This window comes from Nocardia paucivorans NBRC 100373 (assembly GCF_000308675.1).
Classification (GTDB): domain Bacteria; phylum Actinomycetota; class Actinomycetes; order Mycobacteriales; family Mycobacteriaceae; genus Nocardia; species Nocardia paucivorans.
In genome coordinates, this window is the sequence record NZ_BAGE01000044.1 from 203,468 (window position 1) to 223,255 (window position 19,788).

18 protein-coding genes and 1 pseudogene are annotated in these 19,788 nt (G+C 66.2%); 16 read left to right on the forward strand and 3 right to left on the reverse strand.

The features are described 5' to 3' along the window. Positions 1-130 precede the first annotated feature (130 nt). From ON32_RS15305 to ON32_RS30550, 7 genes are all read left to right on the forward strand, one after another. Positions 131-763, forward strand: a complete 633-nt coding sequence (locus ON32_RS15305) for a DUF6069 family protein (protein ID WP_040791552.1) — start codon at positions 131-133, stop codon at positions 761-763. Positions 764-835: 72 nt separating this feature from the next. Next, positions 836-1,417 (forward strand): suppressor of fused domain protein, encoded by a 582-nt coding sequence (locus tag ON32_RS15310; protein ID WP_040791553.1) that lies wholly within the window; start codon positions 836-838, stop codon positions 1,415-1,417. Between the two features lie 532 nt (positions 1,418-1,949). Then, positions 1,950-3,542 carry a DEAD/DEAH box helicase gene (locus ON32_RS15315; RefSeq protein WP_083874554.1) on the forward strand — a complete coding sequence of 531 codons (1,593 nt, stop codon included), beginning with the start codon at positions 1,950-1,952 and terminating at the stop codon, positions 3,540-3,542. A gap of 327 nt (positions 3,543-3,869) precedes the next feature. Next, positions 3,870-4,310, forward strand: a complete 441-nt coding sequence (locus ON32_RS15320) for a DUF2267 domain-containing protein (protein WP_051133279.1) — start codon at positions 3,870-3,872, stop codon at positions 4,308-4,310. 371 nt (positions 4,311-4,681) lie between these two features. Further along, entirely contained in the window at positions 4,682-6,256 is a 1,575-nt protein-coding gene (locus ON32_RS30100; protein ID WP_040791554.1) for a DUF4158 domain-containing protein, read from the forward strand. Next, positions 6,223-7,530, forward strand: coding sequence for a Tn3 family transposase (locus ON32_RS30105; RefSeq protein ID WP_281032234.1), 1,308 nt, complete (start codon positions 6,223-6,225; stop codon positions 7,528-7,530). The genes ON32_RS30100 and ON32_RS30105 overlap by 34 nt, the downstream gene beginning before the upstream one ends. Then, positions 7,494-7,742 (forward strand): Tn3 family transposase, encoded by a 249-nt coding sequence (locus ON32_RS30550; protein WP_281032235.1) that lies wholly within the window; start codon positions 7,494-7,496, stop codon positions 7,740-7,742. The genes ON32_RS30105 and ON32_RS30550 overlap by 37 nt, the downstream gene beginning before the upstream one ends. A gap of 131 nt (positions 7,743-7,873) precedes the next feature. Here the strand turns inward: ON32_RS30550 and ON32_RS15335 are convergent, their stop codons facing one another. After that, positions 7,874-8,560: a TetR/AcrR family transcriptional regulator gene (locus ON32_RS15335; RefSeq protein WP_040791555.1), complete on the reverse strand. Its 687-nt coding sequence runs from the start codon at positions 8,558-8,560 to the stop codon at positions 7,874-7,876. 35 nt (positions 8,561-8,595) lie between these two features. Here ON32_RS15335 and ON32_RS15340 point away from each other — a divergent pair, with 35 nt between their 5' ends. The 3 genes and pseudogenes from ON32_RS15340 to ON32_RS29455 all read left to right on the forward strand — a co-directional run bounded on the left by ON32_RS15340 (position 8,596) and on the right by ON32_RS29455 (position 11,147). Then, on the forward strand, positions 8,596-9,969 hold the full coding sequence (locus ON32_RS15340) for an FAD-dependent monooxygenase (protein ID WP_083874538.1): 1,374 nt from the start codon (positions 8,596-8,598) through the stop codon (positions 9,967-9,969). A 207-nt stretch (positions 9,970-10,176) separates the two neighbouring features. Continuing rightward, positions 10,177-10,281: pseudogene (locus tag ON32_RS30110) on the forward strand (helix-turn-helix domain-containing protein); the annotation flags it as partial. A gap of 143 nt (positions 10,282-10,424) precedes the next feature. Continuing rightward, positions 10,425-11,147 (forward strand): IS630 family transposase, encoded by a 723-nt coding sequence (locus tag ON32_RS29455; RefSeq protein ID WP_245551073.1) that lies wholly within the window; start codon positions 10,425-10,427, stop codon positions 11,145-11,147. An 89-nt stretch (positions 11,148-11,236) separates the two neighbouring features. Here the strand turns inward: ON32_RS29455 and ON32_RS15350 are convergent, their stop codons facing one another. Then, positions 11,237-11,656, reverse strand: a complete 420-nt coding sequence (locus ON32_RS15350; protein WP_245551074.1) for a tyrosine-type recombinase/integrase — start codon at positions 11,654-11,656, stop codon at positions 11,237-11,239. A 360-nt stretch (positions 11,657-12,016) separates the two neighbouring features. Between ON32_RS15350 and ON32_RS15355 the strand changes: the two genes are divergently transcribed. The 6 genes from ON32_RS15355 (at position 12,017) to ON32_RS15380 (ending at position 17,836) form a co-directional block, all read left to right on the forward strand. After that, the gene (locus ON32_RS15355) at positions 12,017-13,147 is read left to right on the forward strand and encodes an NADH:flavin oxidoreductase (protein WP_040791556.1); all 1,131 of its coding nucleotides are present in this window, start codon (positions 12,017-12,019) and stop codon (positions 13,145-13,147) included. A 324-nt stretch (positions 13,148-13,471) separates the two neighbouring features. After that, the gene (locus tag ON32_RS15360; RefSeq protein ID WP_083874539.1) at positions 13,472-14,470 is read left to right on the forward strand and encodes an MlaD family protein; all 999 of its coding nucleotides are present in this window, start codon (positions 13,472-13,474) and stop codon (positions 14,468-14,470) included. 100 nt (positions 14,471-14,570) lie between these two features. Beyond that, complete coding sequence (locus tag ON32_RS27130) at positions 14,571-15,122, forward strand: hypothetical protein (RefSeq protein WP_051133281.1); 552 nt, start codon at positions 14,571-14,573, stop codon at positions 15,120-15,122. A gap of 532 nt (positions 15,123-15,654) precedes the next feature. Further along, a complete protein-coding gene (locus tag ON32_RS15370; RefSeq protein WP_245551075.1) occupies positions 15,655-16,782 on the forward strand; it encodes an MFS transporter in 1,128 nt (375 codons plus the stop codon). Then, positions 16,779-17,423 carry an HAD family hydrolase gene (locus ON32_RS15375; RefSeq protein WP_040791558.1) on the forward strand — a complete coding sequence of 215 codons (645 nt, stop codon included), beginning with the start codon at positions 16,779-16,781 and terminating at the stop codon, positions 17,421-17,423. Before ON32_RS15370 ends, ON32_RS15375 begins: the two co-directional genes overlap by 4 nt. 185 nt (positions 17,424-17,608) lie before the next feature. Next, a complete protein-coding gene (locus tag ON32_RS15380) occupies positions 17,609-17,836 on the forward strand; it encodes a hypothetical protein (protein ID WP_157224205.1) in 228 nt (75 codons plus the stop codon). A gap of 642 nt (positions 17,837-18,478) precedes the next feature. On the opposite strand, the gene ON32_RS15385 is transcribed toward ON32_RS15380, so the two are convergent. Continuing rightward, positions 18,479-19,759, reverse strand: coding sequence for a lipase family protein (locus ON32_RS15385; protein WP_040791642.1), 1,281 nt, complete (start codon positions 19,757-19,759; stop codon positions 18,479-18,481). Between the last annotated feature and the right edge of the window lie 29 nt (positions 19,760-19,788).

Consider the following 19,788-nt stretch of genomic DNA (forward strand, 5'->3'; position numbering starts at 1 on the left):
CGGGGATGCGAGGCCGGGCCGAGCGAGTAAGAGGGGGCGCTGCGTCGGATGGGCGGGCGGCCTGCGTGGTCCGGCTCTACACTCGACGCACACGCCTGTTCTCGACGGAGGTGATCGGCGGTTGAATCCCATGGATCCGCGCGACCAGCACACCGCACGCTACGAAGCCGGTTACCAACCGAGGAATTATCGCGACCCCGAATACGGTCGAGCCTCCGGATATGGACAGGACCCGGGTTACGGTCAGGACCCCGGCTACGGTCAGGACCCCGGCTACGGCCAGGAGACGTACGGCGCGTATCAGCAGTCCGATTACCCGGATCGACCGTCGCGACCGCAAGTCCCGGAGGTCAATGTGGGCATGTTCACCGGCGGTGTTCTCGCGGCGGCGGTGGTAACTGCGCTGGCTGCCTGGTTGTGCGCTTGGATCATCGAGATCATCGCCACCCGGGTGACCGAGAGCGGCAAGTTCGGGGTGTGGAACCCGATGGCCCAGGACGCGTACTGGTTCGCGGTGGTGGCCTTCATCTGCACCCTGTTGGCCGGGGTGCTCTGGTATCTGCTGCGGCTGGGCACTCCGTCACCGGAATTGTTCTTCACCTGGATCGTCGGGATCCTCACGGCCGCGGCGGTGATCATTCCCCTGGCCCTGTCCAGCAACCTCTGGGTCGGTATCTCCACCGGAGTCGAACATCTGGTGATCGGGCTCCCGATCCTCAGCATGGTGCGGATGGTGGGTGCCAAGAGCATCGTCTACCCCTGATATCGCGGGCCGGCCGCTCCGGGACGGAGGCTGCGCGATACGGCTCGGGTAAGGCCCGCATAAAGTTTCGGGGTGCGGAATTTCGATGCCGACCCGAATCGGTATGCGGGTCTATTGGCCCACACCGAGCATTACCTCGGTTCGGTCACCCCCGACGCGGAACCTAAAACGGGCGGACGCAACCGAGGATTCACCATCGGTTTCCACACGCACCCGAGGTTCGGCATGGTGTCCGCGGTGACCACGGGAGTGCGATTTCGGAACCTCACCACCGACCTTCCTCAGGAATTCGTCGTCTCGGCCCTCCCCGAACAACGCGACGAGGCCGCCTATCTGCTGCATGTGGTTGCCGATCGCGTGGTGGTCGGTGGGCGGGGCTACGAGTACGGAGGCGGATACATCAATATCGAGCCCCTGATCCCTGGAAGCGGTATCGAATTCCTGCTCGCCTGGACTCACCCGTACACCGACGACGGATTCGACCTGTATCGAGACGAGCACGACGAACCGGCCTTGCGATACATCACCCTCATCCCCGCCACCCGCGCCGAATTCGAATTCGCCCGTGACCGGGACGATCCGCTGCCCCTACTCGAACTCTGGGAATCCCACGAGACCCTCCTGCTCGATATCTACCGCCCGTCGGCGATTTGAACACGGTCGGCCCCTACCGCACGGCAGGGACCATGGGAACGAGTCCGAGATCGGCGAGCTCGTGCGGAAGGCGACCTCTCGAGGACACCCCGGGCGCGGGCGGGGCGACGCAGATGACGACGCCCCGCCCGACCTGGTCCGGGCCGGGCGTTCCAACCGAAGAGTCCGGTATTCACCCATGCCCGTCCTCGAGGGTGAATCGAGTAGCAGACCGCGAAGATGCGCATATCGATATATCTATCGTTCTGCTCGAAATCGACGAGCAGGCACGCTGGTCCCCCTCTCGACCACGAGTGAATCCGGCCGCATCCGAAGAAGGCCCGCGACGTTTCCGCGGGGGCACCAGCCGGACAACCGCGGGATCACGTGGGTCATGGGGTAGAGTGTCGGTAATGCCTGGGCCCGATCCGGGCCAGTCCCCTTCGGCGCGAATTCCGAATTCCGCGCCGGGAACCGCAACTCCGCCTGCACGGGTGCACGATCCGACCGGACGTCGCGGTCACCTCCGATGCCGAAAGGCGCCACTATCTTCATGCCTACCACCGCTGCCGCCGCGCGCCCCCTGGCCGATCTCGGCGTACGCACCGATATCGTCGATGCACTCGCGGCCGACGGAATCATCAATCCATTCCCCATCCAGGCCGCCACCCTGCCCGATTCGCTCGCCGGTCGTGATGTGCTCGGCCGCGGCAAAACCGGCAGTGGGAAAACCCTCGCCTTCGGCATTCCGGTTGTCGCGCGGCTCGCCGGAGCGGTCCGGACGCCGGATCGGCCCACGGGCCTGATCCTGGCCCCCACCCGGGAACTCGCGACCCAGATCGCCGCCACCGTCACACCGCTGGCCGAGATCTGCGGACTACGGGTGACCACCATATTCGGTGGTGTTCCGGCCAACCGCCAGATCAGGGCGCTGAAACAGGGCGTCGATATCGTCGTCGCCTGCCCCGGGCGGCTCGAGGACCTGCTCCGGCAGCGCGCGCTCACCCTGGACGGGGTGCGCATCACCGCGCTGGACGAGGCCGACCACATGGCCGACCTCGGATTCCTGCCCGCGGTGACCCGAATCCTCACGGCCACTCCCCCGGACGGACAACGCCTGCTGTTCTCGGCCACCCTGGACAACGGGGTGGGAAAGCTGGTCGACCGTTTCCTGCGCACACCGGTCTCGCATTCGGTGGACGAGGCGGCGGCCCCGGTGCCGACCATGCAGCATCACGTCTTCGAGGTCGACGGTGCCGACGCCAAGAAGGAACTCGTCCACGCGCTGGCGGCCGGAGGCGGACGCCGCATCCTGTTCATGCGCACCAAACATCACGCCCGCCGCCTCGCCGGCCAACTCACCAAATCGGGTATCCCGGCGGTCGACCTGCACGGCAACCTCTCCCAACCGGCGCGCGACCGCAATCTCGCCGCCTTCGCCGCGGGTACCGCCCGGGTGATGGTCGCGACGGATATCGCCGCGCGTGGTATCCACATCGATGACCTGGAGCTGGTCGTGCACGTCGACCCGCCCGCCGAGCACAAGGCCTACCTGCACCGCTCGGGCCGTACCGCCCGCGCCGGCACGACGGGAACCGTGGTCACCCTGGTACTGCCCGAGCAGCGCAAGGATGTGGCGGCACTGCTGCGCAAGGCGGGTATCGATGCCCGGCCACGCCCGGTGACCGCTCGTTCCCCGATCGTCACCGCCTTGACCGGAACCTCGGCTCCCACCGAATCCGCACCCGCCGAAGACCTGTCGTCGACGGCGCTGCAGCCGACCACCACGGCGAAGACGGAACCCGAGAAAATCCGGCGTTCGCGCCGATCCGGCGGAACCGGCCACGCGCGGCAGACGCAGCCGTCGGCCAACCGGTCACGATCGCAGGGTGGCACGCGGGTCCACTCGGACGGCAACGACCCGTCGACCACACGCGGCCACCGCTCCAATGCAGCCGAGCACGCGGGCGCGCGCGGGACGTCCGGACTACGCGGCGGTTCCCGCGGGCGAACCGGGCACCGCACGGCCGGGCACGAGAACCGACAGTCCACCGGCACGACCCGCACCACCGATCACCATGGCACCGGCACCGCCGGGTCCGGCAAGCCGCGTGGACGCCGCCGGGCCACCCGCCCCGAAGGCTGAGTCGGACTCCGACCATTCAATGGTCCGCTTCGGATCCGGGCATACCGCGTCTCGGCTTCGTGCCGGACATATGCGCGGAGCACACCGCGAACGTCCCACTCCGCTCACGCGCGGACCAGCGCTACGAGCGGAGCTCATTCGAGTAGCCGCCGCCCGTCGCATCTGTGACCCCGACCTCGGCGGCACGGATCAACCACCGGTCGAACGGGTAGTAATCCCCGCGATGCCGTGGGGACGAAATCGAGCCCACGATTGTCACTGGTCAGCTCGTAGAATTGCGGTATCCGACCGCGCATCGGACCGGCCACTCGGAAGGCAGGTGTACCAATGACGCATCACAGTGATCCCCTTGCCGCCGGTATGCATACCGCACATGCCTGGCTGCGGGCCGTCGCCGACGACCTGGGTACCGAAGATCTCACCTTCGCGCTGCGGGCGCTGCGCGCATGGATGCACACTGTTCGGGATCGGATAGGCGTGCCCAATTCCGCACATCTCACCGCCCAACTACCCGATTACCTGCGCGGTATCTGGTATGAGGGATGGGTCCCGAGCCGAGTGCCGGGAAGTCACCGCGTCGCGGAGTTCGTCGACGAGTTCGCAGAGCGCGCCGGAATTCCTCCGAGCGATGTCGCGTTCACCGCCGGCTGTATCACCTCCGCGCTGAACCGGATGATGTCACCCGGTCAGCTGGATCACGTGTTCGCCGTATTCCCGGAGCGCCTCGGCGCGGTATTGCGTGGGGAGAAATCGATGGTCGAGGCCTGAAGCAGTAGCCGAAGCGGTGTGCCCCGGGCCGGATACCATGAGCAAGGCGCCCAGCGTGCCATCGCCGAACTTTTCCCATACCTTCGCGACCGATTACCTTCGCGACCGATTACCTTCGCGACCGATCTGCATTACGACCGTCGCGGTGATGAGCACGTCGCGACGTCGAGGGGCGATAATCGGCCGCGCGAGCTTCCACGCCTCGCCCCCTCGCACACCGCACCCGGCCGTCGCCGAGCGGTACGGCATGAGGGGTCCAGTTGAGCCGAAACTGGCGCTAGCGAAGGCTGACGACCGAGATCTGGTGCTGTAGACGTTGATTCGCTGGATTGGTGGGTGCTGGCGGGCGTGTGGTGGTTGCATGTCGGGTTGTGCGTGATGAGGGTTCCGGGTACGGCCAGTTCGGTGTGCTGTCGAGAGTCGAGTTGGAGCGTTTCTTCTATCTCGATGACGAGGACCGAAAGTTGATCCAAGCCCGGCGCCGGGATTCGAACCGCCTGGGGTTTGCTCTTCAACTGGTTACTGTCCGGTATTTGGGCATGTTCCTGCCCGATCCGCTCGATGTTCCGGGTGAGGTGCTCGATTATCTGGCTGAGCAGTTGGAGGTCGCCGATCCGTCGTGTGTGAAGTCCTATACCGACCGGGAGAAGACCCGGTTCGAACACGCGTGGGAGATCCAGCGCAGGGAGGGGCTGGTCTCGTACGCGCAGGTCGAGGCCGAGCTGTTGGCGTGGATCGCTGATCAGGCGTGGATGACCGGCGACGGCCCAAAGGCCCTCCTATCCGGCGCGGTGGACTGGTTGCGCAAACGCAACGCTCTGCTGCCCGGTATCACGACGCTCAAGCGGCTGGTCACCGACGGCAAGCAGGATGCTGACCGGCGCCTGTGGATGCAGCCGGCAGGTCAGCTGACCGGCGGGGAGGCCGGGCAGCTGCTGGGGCTGCTGGACAGCCGGGAGGAGAAGCGCCGCAGGTATGTCGAGCTGGAGCGGCTGCGCAAGGGCGTGTTCACCCCGTCGTCGACGGGCATGAAGAACGCGCTGGCGCGGGTGCGTGACGTGAGCGCGGTGATCCCGGTATCGGTGGACATCGCGGCGGTGCCGGCGCGCCGGTTGATCGCCTTGGCATCGCATGGGCTTACCGGCAAGACAGTGCACCTGCGGCGGATGAAGTCCCAGCGGGAGCGGTTGCTGGCGTTGCTGTGCGCGACGGTGTTCACCTTGCGTGCCAAGGCCATCGATGACGTGCTGGAGTTGTTCGATCTGCTGATGGTCACCGACTTGATGGCCAAGGCCGAACGTCAGTCCAAGGATGAGAAGCTGAAGCGCTATCCGCGGGTGAGCCGCAACGCTGGCAAGCTGGCTCAGGCGGTGCGGGTGCTGCTGGAGATGAGCGAGGCTGAGCCGGGGTTGTCGCTGGAGCTGGTGTGGGATCTGATCGAGAACACTGTGTCCAAGGCGGAGCTGCGGGCCGCGCTCGCATCGATCGATGAGCTTGTGCCGCAGGCGGATCCGGTGTGCGATTCGCAGCGACTCGAGGAGCTGGCCAACCGGTACGCCACGGTGCGGGCGTTTCTGCCCGCGATGATGCGCAACATCGAGTTCGGTGCCACCGCCGACGCCGCTCCGGTGTTGAAAGCCGTTGCTGGGCTGGCGGATCTGATCTCTCCGCAACGCACTGGTCGGGGCGGGTTACCGGCCCGCTGGCTCGATGCCCGCCGTGTCGATCACGACCTGGTCGGTGGCGGCTGGCAGCGCCTGGTCTACCCGCCCGAGCGGCCGGAACAGACCGTGGACCGGGCCGCCTACCCTTGTGTGTGCTCGAGCAGTTCCACCGGCATCTCAAGCACCGCAACATCTTCGCCGAACACTCCTCGAAATGGCGTGACCCGCGCGCGCACCTGCTGTCCGGTATGGCGTGGGAAGAGGCCCGCGACAGCGGCATGAATGCGCTCGGGCTGCCTGACAACCCGAGCGCGATGTTGGGTGAGCTGGGTGAAAGCCTCGACGCCACCTATCGGGAGCTGGCCGCCCGGTTGGGTGCCGACACTCCGGCGACGGTGGACGAGGACGGGAAACTGCACGTGGCCGCGTTGAACGCGGTGCCGGACCCGCCGAGCCTGGTCGATCTGCGGCGCCGCACCGCGGCGGTGATCCCGCGTGTGGACCTGCCGGAGATGGTCCTGGAGGTGATGAGCTGGCATCCGGACTTCAGTGAGTCGTTCACCCACGTGGCTGGCACCAAGGCCCGCGTCGCGGACTTGGGGGTGTCGGTAGCGGCCGTCTTGTGCGCCCAGGCCATGAATGTCGGGCTCGTTCCGGTGACCTCGCCTGGCGCGGACGCGTTGACCCGTGACCGGCTGCGCCATGTCGACCAGCACTACCTACGGGCGGAGACGATGGCCGCGGCGAACACGGTGCTGGTCAACGCCCAATCCGAGGTGGCGTTGGCGCAGTTGTGGGGCGGCGGCTGTGTCGCCAGCGTGGACGGGATGCGGTTCGTCGTCCCGGTGCGGTCGATCCACGCTCGACCCAATCGGAAATATTTCGGACCGAAACGGGGCAGTACCTGGCTGAACATGCTCAACGACCAGGCGGCCGGGCTGAATGCGATGGTGGTGTCGGGTACCCCGCGCGATTCGCTCAACGCCATCGATGTGATCCTGCGCCAACCCGAGGGCAGCAAGGTTCCCGACGACATCATTTCCGACGCTGGATCGTATTCCGACATCGTCTTCGGCCTGCTGCATTTGCTTGGCCGCAGGTATCGGCCACAGCTGAAGCATCTGCCCGATCAGCGGTTATGGCGCATCGACCCGGCCGCCGACTACGGTCCCTTGGACAAGGCCGCGCGCGGACGGATCGACGTGGACAAGATCTGCGCCCATTGGGAGGACATGTGCCGGGTGGCGGTCTCGATGAACCGCGGTGAGGTCTCCGCGCACGAGGTCACGCGCATGATCTCCCGCGACGGCAACCCCACCCACCTCGGCCAGGCCATCGCCCACTACGGCCGGATCTTCAAGACCCTGCACATCCTGCGCCTGGCCGACGACGAACCCTACCGGCGCGAAGCCAAGGCCCAGGCCAACCTTCAGGAAGGACGCCACGACCTGGGTCGCACCGTCTTCCACGCCGCAAGGGCGAACTCACCCGCGCCTACCTCGACGGTATGGAAGATCAGATGGAAGATCAGCTGGACGCGCTCGGCCTGGTTTTGAATATCACCGTGCTCTGGAATTCGGTGTACCTGAGCCGCGCCGTGGACCAGCTGCGGGAGCAGGGTTATCCGGTGCGCGAGGAGGACGCCGCGCGACTCTCGCCGTTCATCCGCCGCCATATCCGGCTCGACGGCCACTACAGCTTCCACCTGCCAGATCTGGGCGGAGGTCACCGGCCGTTGCGGGATCCGGATGCTCCCGACGACGAGTGACCGGGCGCTCAAACCGGGCCCCGACCGGCACTACGGGGGTATAGCCAAGCAACGTCAGCTGTAATACCGAATTCAGTGCATCGCATCGGTGTTTCCCCGTTCGGGCGGGATCGGCCTCGGTGTATTCGTGATCATTGTGCCGTCTGCTGAGAGTCCGCGATCCCGGTGAGGATGCGGCGCAACCCGTGCGAGAACTGTTCGGCCGGGCTCAGGTCGGCGGATTCGATCATGCGCGAAACCGAGGGATATGCGCCGCTGTCGATGACCTTGCGCATGTACGGGGCGACGGTGGCGCGCCACTGGTCCTCGGTCTGACCGGTGCGCCGCTGGGTCTGTTTCTCGGCGAGTTCGCGGATGACCGCGCCGCGCACGTAGTCCCTGATCAGCCCGACGGCCGAGGCCGCGTCGGCGATGTCGGAGGTCAGCGGGGCGGCTGCGGTGAGGGCGTGTTCCAGGCCGCGCAGCCAGTTCGGGCCTAGTGATGGCCGGGTGGCCAGCAGCGGGGCGAGCCAGGTGTGCCGCAGCCACAGTTCGCGCTCGTGGTGGGCGTACGCCTCGAGGTCGGCGCGCCAGTCTCCCGTCAGCGGCGGGTGGTCGTCCTGTACCGCGTCGGCCATGAGGTCGAGCAGGTCGTCGCGGCTGTCCACGTAGCGGTAGAGCGAGGTCGTGCCGGTCGACAGCTCGGCGGCGACGCGGCGCATCGACACTGCGTCGATCCCCTCGGCGTCGGCGATGGCGACGGACGCGTCGACGATGCGCTTCACGCTCAGGGCCTGCCTTTTCGGCCGGTACGGTTCACGCTCCCAGATCAGCGGCATGGACAGGAGTCTACATCAGTGGATACAGTGTGCCCATGTATGGGAACACTGTATCCACTGATGTTTTGATCGTCGGCGGCGGATCCGTCGGGCTGATGCTCGCGGTGCTGTTGCGCCACCACGGTGCCAAGCCACTGGTCGTCGAGGAGAAGCCGGAGCTCTCGCCCCACCCCAGGGCCACCGGCATCGGGCCGCGGTCGGTGGAGATCCTGCGCGAGGTAGGCCTGGATCACGCCGTCAACGAGGCCGCGGTCGATTTGCGGGCGGGCAAGATCAAAGGGCGCACGCTCGCCGAGGCCGACTTCGCCGAAGGCGTGGAGTGGAAGGTGAAAACCGCGGCCGAGCTCACCTACACACCGGCCCGGATCCGCGGCACGTGCGGGCAGAACCTGCTCGACCGTGTGCTGATCACCAAGGCCGGCGACGTGGAGTTCGGCGTGGCGCTCGACTCGTTCGAGCAGGACTCCGGCGGCGTCACCGCGACTCTGTCCGACGGGCGTGTCGTGCGGGCTCGCTATCTGGTGGGGGCCGATGGGGTGCGCAGCCGGGTCCGGCAGGTCCTCGGCGTCGGCCTCGCCGGTCCCGGTGTGATGGGTCGGGAGACGACGAGCGTCCTGTTCCGCGCTGATCTGCGTCCGAGCGAGCCGTTCGCCATGTGCAATATCGAGCATCCGGACGCGACCGGCCTGCTGGTGACCGTCGACGGCGAACGCGAGTGGGTGTTCCTCACCGGCCGCGACACCGAGCCGACTCCCGAACTCATCCGCACCGCGCTCGGCGACCCGTCCATCGAAGTGGAGATCCGCAGTGTGCTTCGGTTCCGGGGCCGTGGCCAGGTGGCCGATCGCCTGTCCGTCGGGCGGGTCTTCCTGGTGGGCGACGCGGCGCACGCGATCCCCCCACTGGGCGCGTTCGGGTTGAACACCGGCATCGCCGACGCCCACAACCTGGCGTGGAAACTCGCGCACGTGCTGCGCGGTGAGGCCGGACCCGAACTGCTGGAGACCTATCACGCCGAACGCCATCCGGTCGCCCTCATGACGATGGAACAGGCACGCCTGCGGTTCAACGATCCGTCCCTGCACTGGGGCAAGGACATGGCACAGGCGCGCAAGGCAGCCGGGGCGATCAACGCGCCGGTGGTGCACCTGGGCTACCGGTACGGCGGTGCGGAGCTTCCCTCCACTGAGGACGTCGCCCTCGACCTCGACGGGTCCCCAGGATCTCGCCTGCCGCACATGTGGGTGGCCGACGGGGTGTCCACGCTGGATCTCGTCGGATCGCAGTGGTGCGTATTCACGGCCGATCCCGGCGTGGAGGCCGATGTTCCGGTGCACCAGGTGGACGGCTGGCCGTACGGGACGGTGCTGGTCCGCCCCGACGGTTTCGTGAGCCGCTCGTTCAGCTAGTGCCTCGTCCAGATAGGTTGTGGCGGTAATCCGGGTGTCGGTTTGATCCTGCGCTTGCCGACGGCGATGCTGCCGGTGGAGGTGGTGTCGATGGCCCGGAAACCAGAAGTGTTCGTGCGGGAGGTGACCCCGGAAGAAGGACGCCGGTTGCAGAAGATCACCAAAACGAGCCGACAGCCGATCAGGACACGACGCGCGATCGTGGTGATGGCCTCGGCGCAGCATCAACCGGTCCCGGCGATCGCCCGGTTGATGCAAGTATCGGAAGCGTATGTGCGCCAAGTGATCCACGACTTCAACGAACGGGGGTTCGACGCGTTGGACCCAAAATGGAGCGGAGGTAGGCCGGCGAAGGTGGATCGGGCGACGCGTGAACGTATTGCCTGCATCGCCCGGTGCTGCCCCGCGACCTCGGCCGCCCGTTCTCGACCTGGAGCCTGTCGAAACTCCGAGACATGCTGGTCACCAACCGGACCGCCGACATCAGCCGCGAAACACTACGCACGATCCTGCGGGCCCAGGGCGTGTCATGGCAGGCTACGAAGACCTGGAAAGGTGGCACCGATCCCGACTTCACGACCAAGATGAACCGCATCCTCGATCTCTACGACCACCCGCCCACCGACGGGCGAGTGATCTGTGTCGACGAATTCGGGCCGTTGAACCTGCAACCCCGGCCGGGACGTGGCTGGTTCCCGACTCGCAGGCCGCGCCGGCTGCGGGCGACTTACCACCGCGATCACGGGGTGCGGCATCTACTCGGTGCGTTGGACCTGGCCACCGGTCGTATTCACTACCGGATCCGGGACCGGAAACAGTGGATCGAGTTCCTGGCATTCTTGAAGACGCTGCGGGCTCGCTGGCCCGGTGAGAAGCTCTACGTCATCGTCGACAACTTCTCCCCGCACAAGCGGGCCGAGGTTCGGGAATGGGCCGCATCCAACAACGTGGAGCTGGTGTTCCTGCCGACGTATTCGTCTTGGTTGAACTGGATCGAATCGGAATTCGCCGCGTTGCGCTACTTCGCCCTCAACGGCACCGACCACCGCGGCCACAACGAACAAGACGCTGCGATCGGTGCCTACATTCGCTGGCGAAACCAGCACGCGCGACCCAAACGAGAGTTCGCCGTCAACTCCACAATCCGGCGACCGGATTACCTACCCAACGTTGCTTGACGAGGCACTAGCGCGCCCTGTGTACTATCGCCACCCGCGTGCCTATGGAAGATCAACGGGCCGAGCGCCTTACGGCCGTAGGCTAGAGTTCATCGGCCCGGTCGCCGACGTGCGGCCGGGTCGCTGTCGGCCTGGTACCGGCGCAGCCCCTCGTCGGACACCCGAGCGTATTTGGCGAGGCTGCGGACCGAGGTATGGCCGGACAATTTCATCAGCACCGGTGTGGACGCACCGTCCTCGGCGGCATGGGTCAACCGGGAATGACGCAACTGATGCAGGACGTAAGGGCCGTCGTCATAGTGCGCGGTGTGGGTTTCGAACAGTTCGGCGGCGCGCCGGTAGGACAGCCGGGCTCGCCCGGTTTTCGGGTCGATGTCGCCTGCGGCGACCGTGGGACGGGCCTTGCGATCGGTCAGGAACAGCGGGCCGGTGCAGCGGCCTGCGAGCATGCGCGGCAGCAGCCGGGCGGTGCCGGTCTGCCATTCGATTGGAAGCTCAAACTCTGGCACGTCGACGCGAATACACCCATCGATCGCATCGCTCGATGGCTACCGGACGCCGAGTGAGGGCAGCGTCTGCCACTCGGGCACGGGTTGTCGCACTGTCCCGGACCGAACTACCGGGCCCTGAGAGATCGCTCGAACATACCGATCCGTGCGATATCACGAGACGGATCGGGTAAGGCCGATGTATTCGTCGTAGCGCGAGCGGTGGGCGATATCACGCTCGGCCATCGGTCTCTCGATAACGGGAGGCGAAAGTAGCACACTGCCGCTTTGCAAATATGCTTTGCAAATATCCAGAACGAGGCGCGTCGCAAATGTCACATAACGGAATAGTCACCGAACCGGCCGACGTTGCACCCGCTCATGACCGATACATCGCTGCTCGCGGACGCCCTGTTCGAACCGTTCGAAGTGAAATCGCTGCATCTGCGCAATCGCTTCGCGATGGCGCCGATGACTCGCATGTTCTCACCGGACGGCATCCCCACCCGTGAGGTCGCCGAATACTATCGCCGGCGCGCCGCGGGCGGAGTCGGATTGATCATTACCGAAGGCACCTACATTCCCGACCCGGCCGCCGGCCCCGACACCACGGTGCCCCGCCACTACGGGGAACAGAGTCTTGCCGGTTGGAAAGCGGTGGTCGAGGCCGTACACGGTGAAGGTGGACAGATCATCCCGCAGCTGTGGCATCTCGGTATCGCCCGCGGGAACGAACCGCAGCTCAATCCCGATATCGAGTCCGTCGGTCCCTCCGGTCTCGGTCTCGACGGCACCCCTGCCGGGCGGGCGCTGACCACCGCCGACCTCGACGCCTTACGGGACGCCTGGGTCGATGCCGCCGTCAATGCGAAGACCACCGGATTCGACGGTATCGAGCTCCACGGCGCACACGGATATCTACTCGATCAATTCCTTTGGGAACGCACCAATATCCGCTCCGACGGCTACGGCGGCACAATCGAGGCCCGTGTGCGGTTCCCCGCAGAGGTCGTCTCGGCGATTCGCGAGGCCGTCGGCCCTGATCTGGCGATCGTCTATCGGTATTCGCAGTGGAAATCCAACGACTACACCGCACGCATCGCGGCCACACCCGAGGAACTCGCCCGCGTACTCACCCCGCTCGTCGAAGCGGGTGTCGATGTTCTGCACCCGTCCACCCGCCGACACTGGGAACCGGCCTTCCCCGAATTGTCCGGCGTGGATGGCGAATTGGGTCTGGCGGGCTGGACCAGGAAGATCACCGGACTGCCGACGATCACGGTCGGCTCCGTCGGTCTCGACAAGGTATTCACCACCACTTTCGCCGGTAAGGGCGACTCGAATGTCACCGGTATCGATCGACTGCTGAAGCAGTACGAGGCCGGTGAATTCGATATCGTCGCGCTCGGTCGGGCTCTGCTCGCCGATCCGGAGTGGGTCCGAAAGCTTCGCGAGGGACGCACCGACGAGCATATCGCCTACCGGCAGGAGCACCTGAAAACGCTGACGTAGCACATCGGCACGGTGCAGCGGCGGCACCGCGCCGCCGCTGCACCGGCGAGTCGCCGCGACACGGCCCCCGAGTCGCGAATACGCCGACAAGCCGGATGCGCCAACCGATTTCGCCTCCCGAGAAATACTCGCCATGATTCTGGATCTGGGCCCGGCACCGGACACGGCATAGGGTTCGGTCGCCCTGCCCGTCATCCGGCTTCGGGACCGCCGTGCCATCACGGCATCCCCGGTCGTCGACGGGTCGGTGCGATCACTGCTCGAAATCGTCGCCGACCCCGTGCCGCATCCCGTACGGACGGCCGACGCCCCGGAAGGAGTCCGATGTCATCGGTGCGTGGCCCTGTGATCGGGTTGTCCGTTTTCGGTGTCGTCACCGCGTGTTGCGTGAGCCTGGTCCTGGGCACCGGACACGAAGCGGCCACCGATGTGGATACCGGATCCGAATACACCGCGGTCTTCACCGATGCCTCCGGGCTCACCACCGGAAGTGGCGTGCGGCTGGCCGGCGCCCGAATCGGAACCGTCACCGCCGTCGACACCACTGACGACACCGCGACCCGGGTGGAGTTCACCGTTGGTCGTGACCGGTCCGTTCTGGACACCACCCATGCCGCGATCCGCTACGAGGGGCTACTCGGGCAGTACTACCTGGAATTGTTCGAGTCCCGTCCGGGCGGGACCACGCTCGCCGCGGGGGCGACGATCCCACAAGAGCAGACCGCACCGAATTTCGACGTATCACGGTTGTTCGACGGGCTTCAACCGTTGTTCACCGCGCTCGATATCGAAGAGCTGGGGCGAGTGGCCCGGAACGTCGTCCATGTCCTACAGGGCGACGCCTCGGCCATCGGGCCGGTACTGACGGATCTGGGCACCATGCTCCAGAATGTGACGAACAAGCACGCCGCCATTGCGGTGCTGATCCACAATCTGGGCCGGATCACCGCCGAGGTGGGCGGGATGGTCGAACAGGTCGCCGAGCTGATCGAGCGGCTCGCGGGCCTGGTCGGGTTGGTCGAGGATGCCGTCGAACTGGTGCACTCGCTGTTCACGTCGGATTCGAGCCTCGAATCGGAGGGCGGGTTGCTCGCCGACTCGGAATCCCACTTCGTAAAGGCCCATCCCTCACTGCACGAGCAGTTGCGCGAACTCGCCTCCCGCCCGGACCAGCTCGTGGAAGTTCTGGCGTTGAAGCCGGAACTGATCACCGGATTGAACGCGAACCCGCCGGCGGAGAGTCCGGTCTCCGCCATGTGCTCGACCCGGCCGTTTTCCTCGACCGGTCACCCCGCAACGGCACATCGGTCGGGATGTCGATGAGGCTCGACCACCCGGCGCGGATCGACTGCGTCGCCACGCCCTTCTCGGTCGGCGGATACCGCCGCGCCACCGTCATTGTCGTAGCGAGTGAGGACCAGCAGTGAGCGGCACATCGGAACCCGGCGGGCAGCGGAAGACCGAGGAGCACACCGCGCCCGGTTCGTGGACCACTGTGGCGGCGTGGAGTCTCGCCGCGGTCGCGTTCGTCGTCCTGGCAGCACTTCTCGCCTGGCGCTGGTATTCCGCCCAGACCGAACTGGACGATCTGCACGGCCGTATCGCCGATGGCGATCGAGTGGCCGCTGTCGCGGCCGACTACACCAAACGCTCGTTGACCTACGATTTCCGCGGGCTCGACGCCTTCTTCGCCGGGGTCCGACATGGAACCACCGCCGAGCTGTCCCACCGTTACGATTCCGTCCGCGACACCCTCACCCGGATCATGACCGAGGAGCGGGTTGTGGCCCAGGGCGAAGTGGTGGGCACCGCGGTCGACGCCGAAAACGACGACAACTACATCGTCACCGTTTTCGCTACCCAGCACACCCGCAATATCCGCCACGCGGAACCGATCGCCACACCCATTCTGGTATCCGTGACCGTGCGGCGGGTCGGCGATGAATGGCTCGTCGCCGAATACCGCCCCCGATGAGCGGTCGGGTCGGCGTACGGCGCGATCGCTCGAGTCCACGGGCCAGGCCACCGATGACGATCGGTCGGCATGCGAGACGCGCTCCCATGACGCCGGGCCGACCGTCCTTGCCGCACTTCATTTTCGATAGTTTTCGCGCATATCGGCCATAGGTGGTTACTTAAGTAATTTCCCCGCGCGATACCTATCGACAACGCGCCGAAACCCTGGTCGAATTAGACCTCCTCACAACACTTTGTGGGATAGATCACCGTAAACATCTTCAAGTGGTCACTTGACCAACCGACTGATATCTTTCGGATCACCGCGCAACGGCGCGCGTAATATTCGACCACCTACTCGCGAAACATTCTCTCAACCAACAATTTACAAGCCGCTTTCCTCCGGAAAGCAGGCCGTAATTCTCTTACCTGCCTACAGCTGATTCCAGCGAACACCGGACAGCGACATCATCGGCACCACTGTTGGAGACACCATGACACGCACCATCGCGTCGACTGTGAAACACACGCGAGACCTACCCGATGCCATAGTGCAAAGTCGTGTGCTATTGACCGGATACTTCGCCGGGCTCGGTGTCGTGATGGCCGTCTGGGGAACTCGGATTCCGGCCGTTCAGGAGTCCGCCGGGCTGAGTACCGCCGGGCTGGCCGCGGTACTGCTCGCGGCCGCGGTCGGTATGGTCGGCGGACTCCAGGTGGGCGGTCGACTCGCCGATCCCGCGCGAATTCCCCAATTGCTGATCAGCGGCGCATTCGGTCTCGCCGCCGCCCTGGCATTACTCGGCTTCTGCCGAACTCCGGTCGCCCTCGTCGGGGCGGCTCTGTTCTTCGGCGTCACCCACGGTGTGCTGGATGTCGCGTTGAACGCCGCGGCGGTGCGATGTCAAGACGCCTACGGCCGCCCGATCATGTCGGGATTGCACGCGGCCTACAGTCTCGGCGCGCTGGGCGGGGCGGTGCTCGCCGCTATCGCCGCCCACTATTCGCACACATACACTTTCGGCATTACCGCGGCCGTGGCGATTATGGCCACGGCCGCGGTGATGCCGGCCACCCACCGCGTCGGTTCACCGGCCGTAGACCTCGATCCGGCGGAAACGGCGGCGCGGGAGAATGCGCCCGGGATCTCCCGATTCCGGATCTGGCTGCTGGGTTTGCTGGCCGCCGCATGCCTGCTCGGTGAAGGCGCCGCCGCCGATTGGTCGGCGGTCCACCTCGACGGGTTGCATGCCTCCGCCGCGACCAGCGCCGCGGCATACGCCGGATACAGCGCGGCCATGGCCGGCGGCCGGCTCGTCGGAGATCGACTCATCGCCCACTTCGGTGCGCCGAAAGTGGTTCGGACAGGTGCGATCCTGTCCGCGGTCGGTCTCCTCGCCGGGCTGTCGCTCGCCGATGCCCCGTTCGCCCTGGCCGGCTGGGCCGTCTTCGGCCTCGGCCTGTCGGTGACGATTCCCTCCCTGTTCAGCGCGGCCGGCGCGGGTGGCCCGCGCGCGGTCGCCACCGTGGCCGTGGCAGGTTACCTCGGTCTCCTCGCGGGCCCGGCGCTCATCGGCGCGCTGGCCACCGCGACGACCCTGCCCGCCGCCCTCATGCTGCCCGCCCTGCTCGCCGCGGGGGTGGCCGCCCTATCCCGTCAAGCCCTGGAGAACCGATGACAACCATGCTGTCTCACCGTCCCGCCGAATTCGACGCGGTCATCTTCGACTACAACGGCGTCATCGGCCTACAACCCACCGTGCCCATGTGGACCGAGCTCGCCGAACTCGCCGGATGGCCGGCGGACCGGATCGTCCCCTTCCAGAACGCTTTCTGGGGCGCCCGCGAACCCTACGATTCCGGCGAGTGCGACGACGCGGACTTCTGGACCGCCGTACTCGGCCGCAGACCCGCCCCGGAACTGCTCACCCGATTACGCGCCGTCGACACCGCGATGTGGATCCGGACCGACGACCGCGTCGTCGCACTGCTCCACCAGGCCCGACGGGCGGGTCTGCCCATGGTGCTGCTCTCCAATGCTCCCCACCCGGTGAGCGACGCCCTCGACGCCGCCGATTGGCGCACCCTGATGACCGATGCCCTGTACTCGGCTCGGCTGGGCATGAACAAGCCCCACCTCGACACCTATCGAAAAGCACTCGCCGCCACGGGAGCCCGTGACCCCGGCCGCGTTCTGTTCGTCGACGACCGTCTCGACAACTGCCAGGCCGCCGCACACCTCGGTCTGCGCGCGCTCCATTACACCGGATCACCCGCCGATATCGGCACCCTCCTTCATCTCACCACCGTCACCACCTAGGCCGACGAATTTACGGCTTTTGTCCGGAACGCAGTTCCCGAGCGCTCCGGACAGGCCGTTCACCTGCCGGCCGAAAGGTGGACATGAGCCGAAAATCATGTCCGAGAACGGATTTCGGTATTCTCACGAGCGAACAAGCTCTCTCCGCCTTCGGATCCGCATTGGGCTCCTGGTCCGACCGACAGATGCGAAAATGTCGCTACCTGATCACACTGGACATACTCACCGGCTTCGTCACGGCGATATTCTGCGCGGGCCTGCTTCTCGACGGCACGAATTTCCCCTGGCCGATTATCGTCAGGCTCTCCGGTGGGATGGTCGCGCCGGCGACCGATGCCCTCTGCTTCGCGCATCTGGAAACCGTTATCGGCCATCGGACGGTGATGAGCGCGGTCTCGACCGATGGTGGGTGAGCGCCTCGGCTCGGCCACAGGTCGCAACGCCGCCGGAATATTCCTCTGGAGGGGCGAACCTGTCCTCACCCTGGTCACGGACATTGTGACCAATGCCTCGAATGCGCTGTGCCCGGCCTCGATACGCAGCCCGGACCGCGGCCGGGTGACGAGGAGCCGGAAGAGGGACCGACCCCGATCGTCACCGAATCCGCGGATGTTCGGTGCTCGGCCGGGTCGCCCTCGACGTGCGAAGGTCGACCACCTTCGCGAGCACGATCGGGGGACTGTCGTCCCGAGTTCCGGCCGATCGGCGGGCCTCGGATGACAGATCCCGGACGGCCGCGGCGAGTCCGTGACGCCGGGGCGGCGCCGATGGCCCGCACCGTTCCGGACGCCGTCGGACCGGCGACGCGGCAGGCCTCGGCGGCCGCCGGAGCAAGGGATTCGAGAACGGCGGATTCGTCGGTGGAGTGATAGGTGGGGGATCCGATCTTCGCGCCGACGTGCTTCGGTAGGACTCGTTTCGGACGACCGACTCCTACCGGGAACCAGTATCGGCAATATGCCCGGCCGGGTCGGTCCGTGGACCGACCCGGCCGGGCATCGTTCAACCCTATGCGATCGGATCAGGACGTCGGAACAGGTCCTGTCCGCGCAAGGTCAGGGCAGAGCCGCGCAGTTCACGGGCGCAGGCAGATCGGCAAGACGATCGGTCAACCACTGCTGCGAGGTCGTCAGCGACGGGAAGAAGGCCACATCGTGGGTGCCCAGGAATCCGGCGGCGATGGGGGGCAATGCCGCGTCCGGCTCCAGTTGGACGATCGCACCGCCGCTGCACCACCGGGCGGCCATATCACGCACGGACGGATATGGCGCTCCCTCGTCGTTCCTGGCCGAGTAGATGCGCACCGGTACTGCGGGGGCGGACTTGCCGAGCCGCTGTTCCTCGAATGCCCGCTTCAGCTCCGGGGAGCCATCGATCACGGCCGTGAGCGGCTGTCCGCTGGTGGTCCATTGCGAGGTGTGCTGCGGCTGCGCGAAAGTGCTGGAAAGGCCGCCACCACATTTGCCCACCGCATCACGCAGAATCGCCTTACCGGTGTCGTTGAGCGCGGCATCGAGCACCGGACGGGTCTCCGGGTAATCGGCGGCGATACCGTTGAGCAACCAAGCTATGGCGGGGGCGACACCGGGATGGCCGTCGCTACGCGCGATGTAGTCCTGGGGAGCCACCAGCGGTCCGCCGACGTAGGCGCCGCGCAGATTCAGATCGGGGGCGTGTCCCGGCTGCAGTTCGGCCGCGGCCGCGGCGGCCATCCCCCCCTGGGAGTAGCCGTAGAGGATGACCGGCGAGTCGGGACCGAGACCGGTGTCGGGCAACCGCAATGCGGCCCGCGCGGAATCCAGGACCGCGTAGCCCTGCGTTTTACGGTTGAGGAAGTTGTGGACACCCGGCGCGTTGAAATCGTGATAGTCGGTCATCACCACCGCCATACCGCGCGACAACAGTTGATAGATCGCGATGACGTCGTATTCGAAGACCGCGTCGGCCGGAGGCTGGTATCGGATCACCTGCGACAGCATTGCCGAGGGCGCGCATTCGGGGGACTGCCCCTGGGTACCGCCCGCATACGCCACCAACGGGCGTTCGCCCGGCCCGTTCCACGGCATGGTCGGCTGGAGAAATGTTCCCACCACCGTGGTCGGCGCGTCGTGGGTATCGCTACTGGTGTATGTGAGACGGATCGACTTCGCCGGTATCGTTCCGGCCAATCCGGGGACGGATAATGCCAGATGCGACGCTTCGGCACGGAGAATATCGCCCCCGGCTGCCGGCGACCATGGCTGCGTCGATGCGGGTGGTGCGGCGAGCACCCCACCGCCGACGGTCATGAGGGCTCCTGCCAATGCTGCGACCCAGGCGCGTTTTCCGCTCTTCATATCGATCCTCCATGCGATGTTGTCCATCC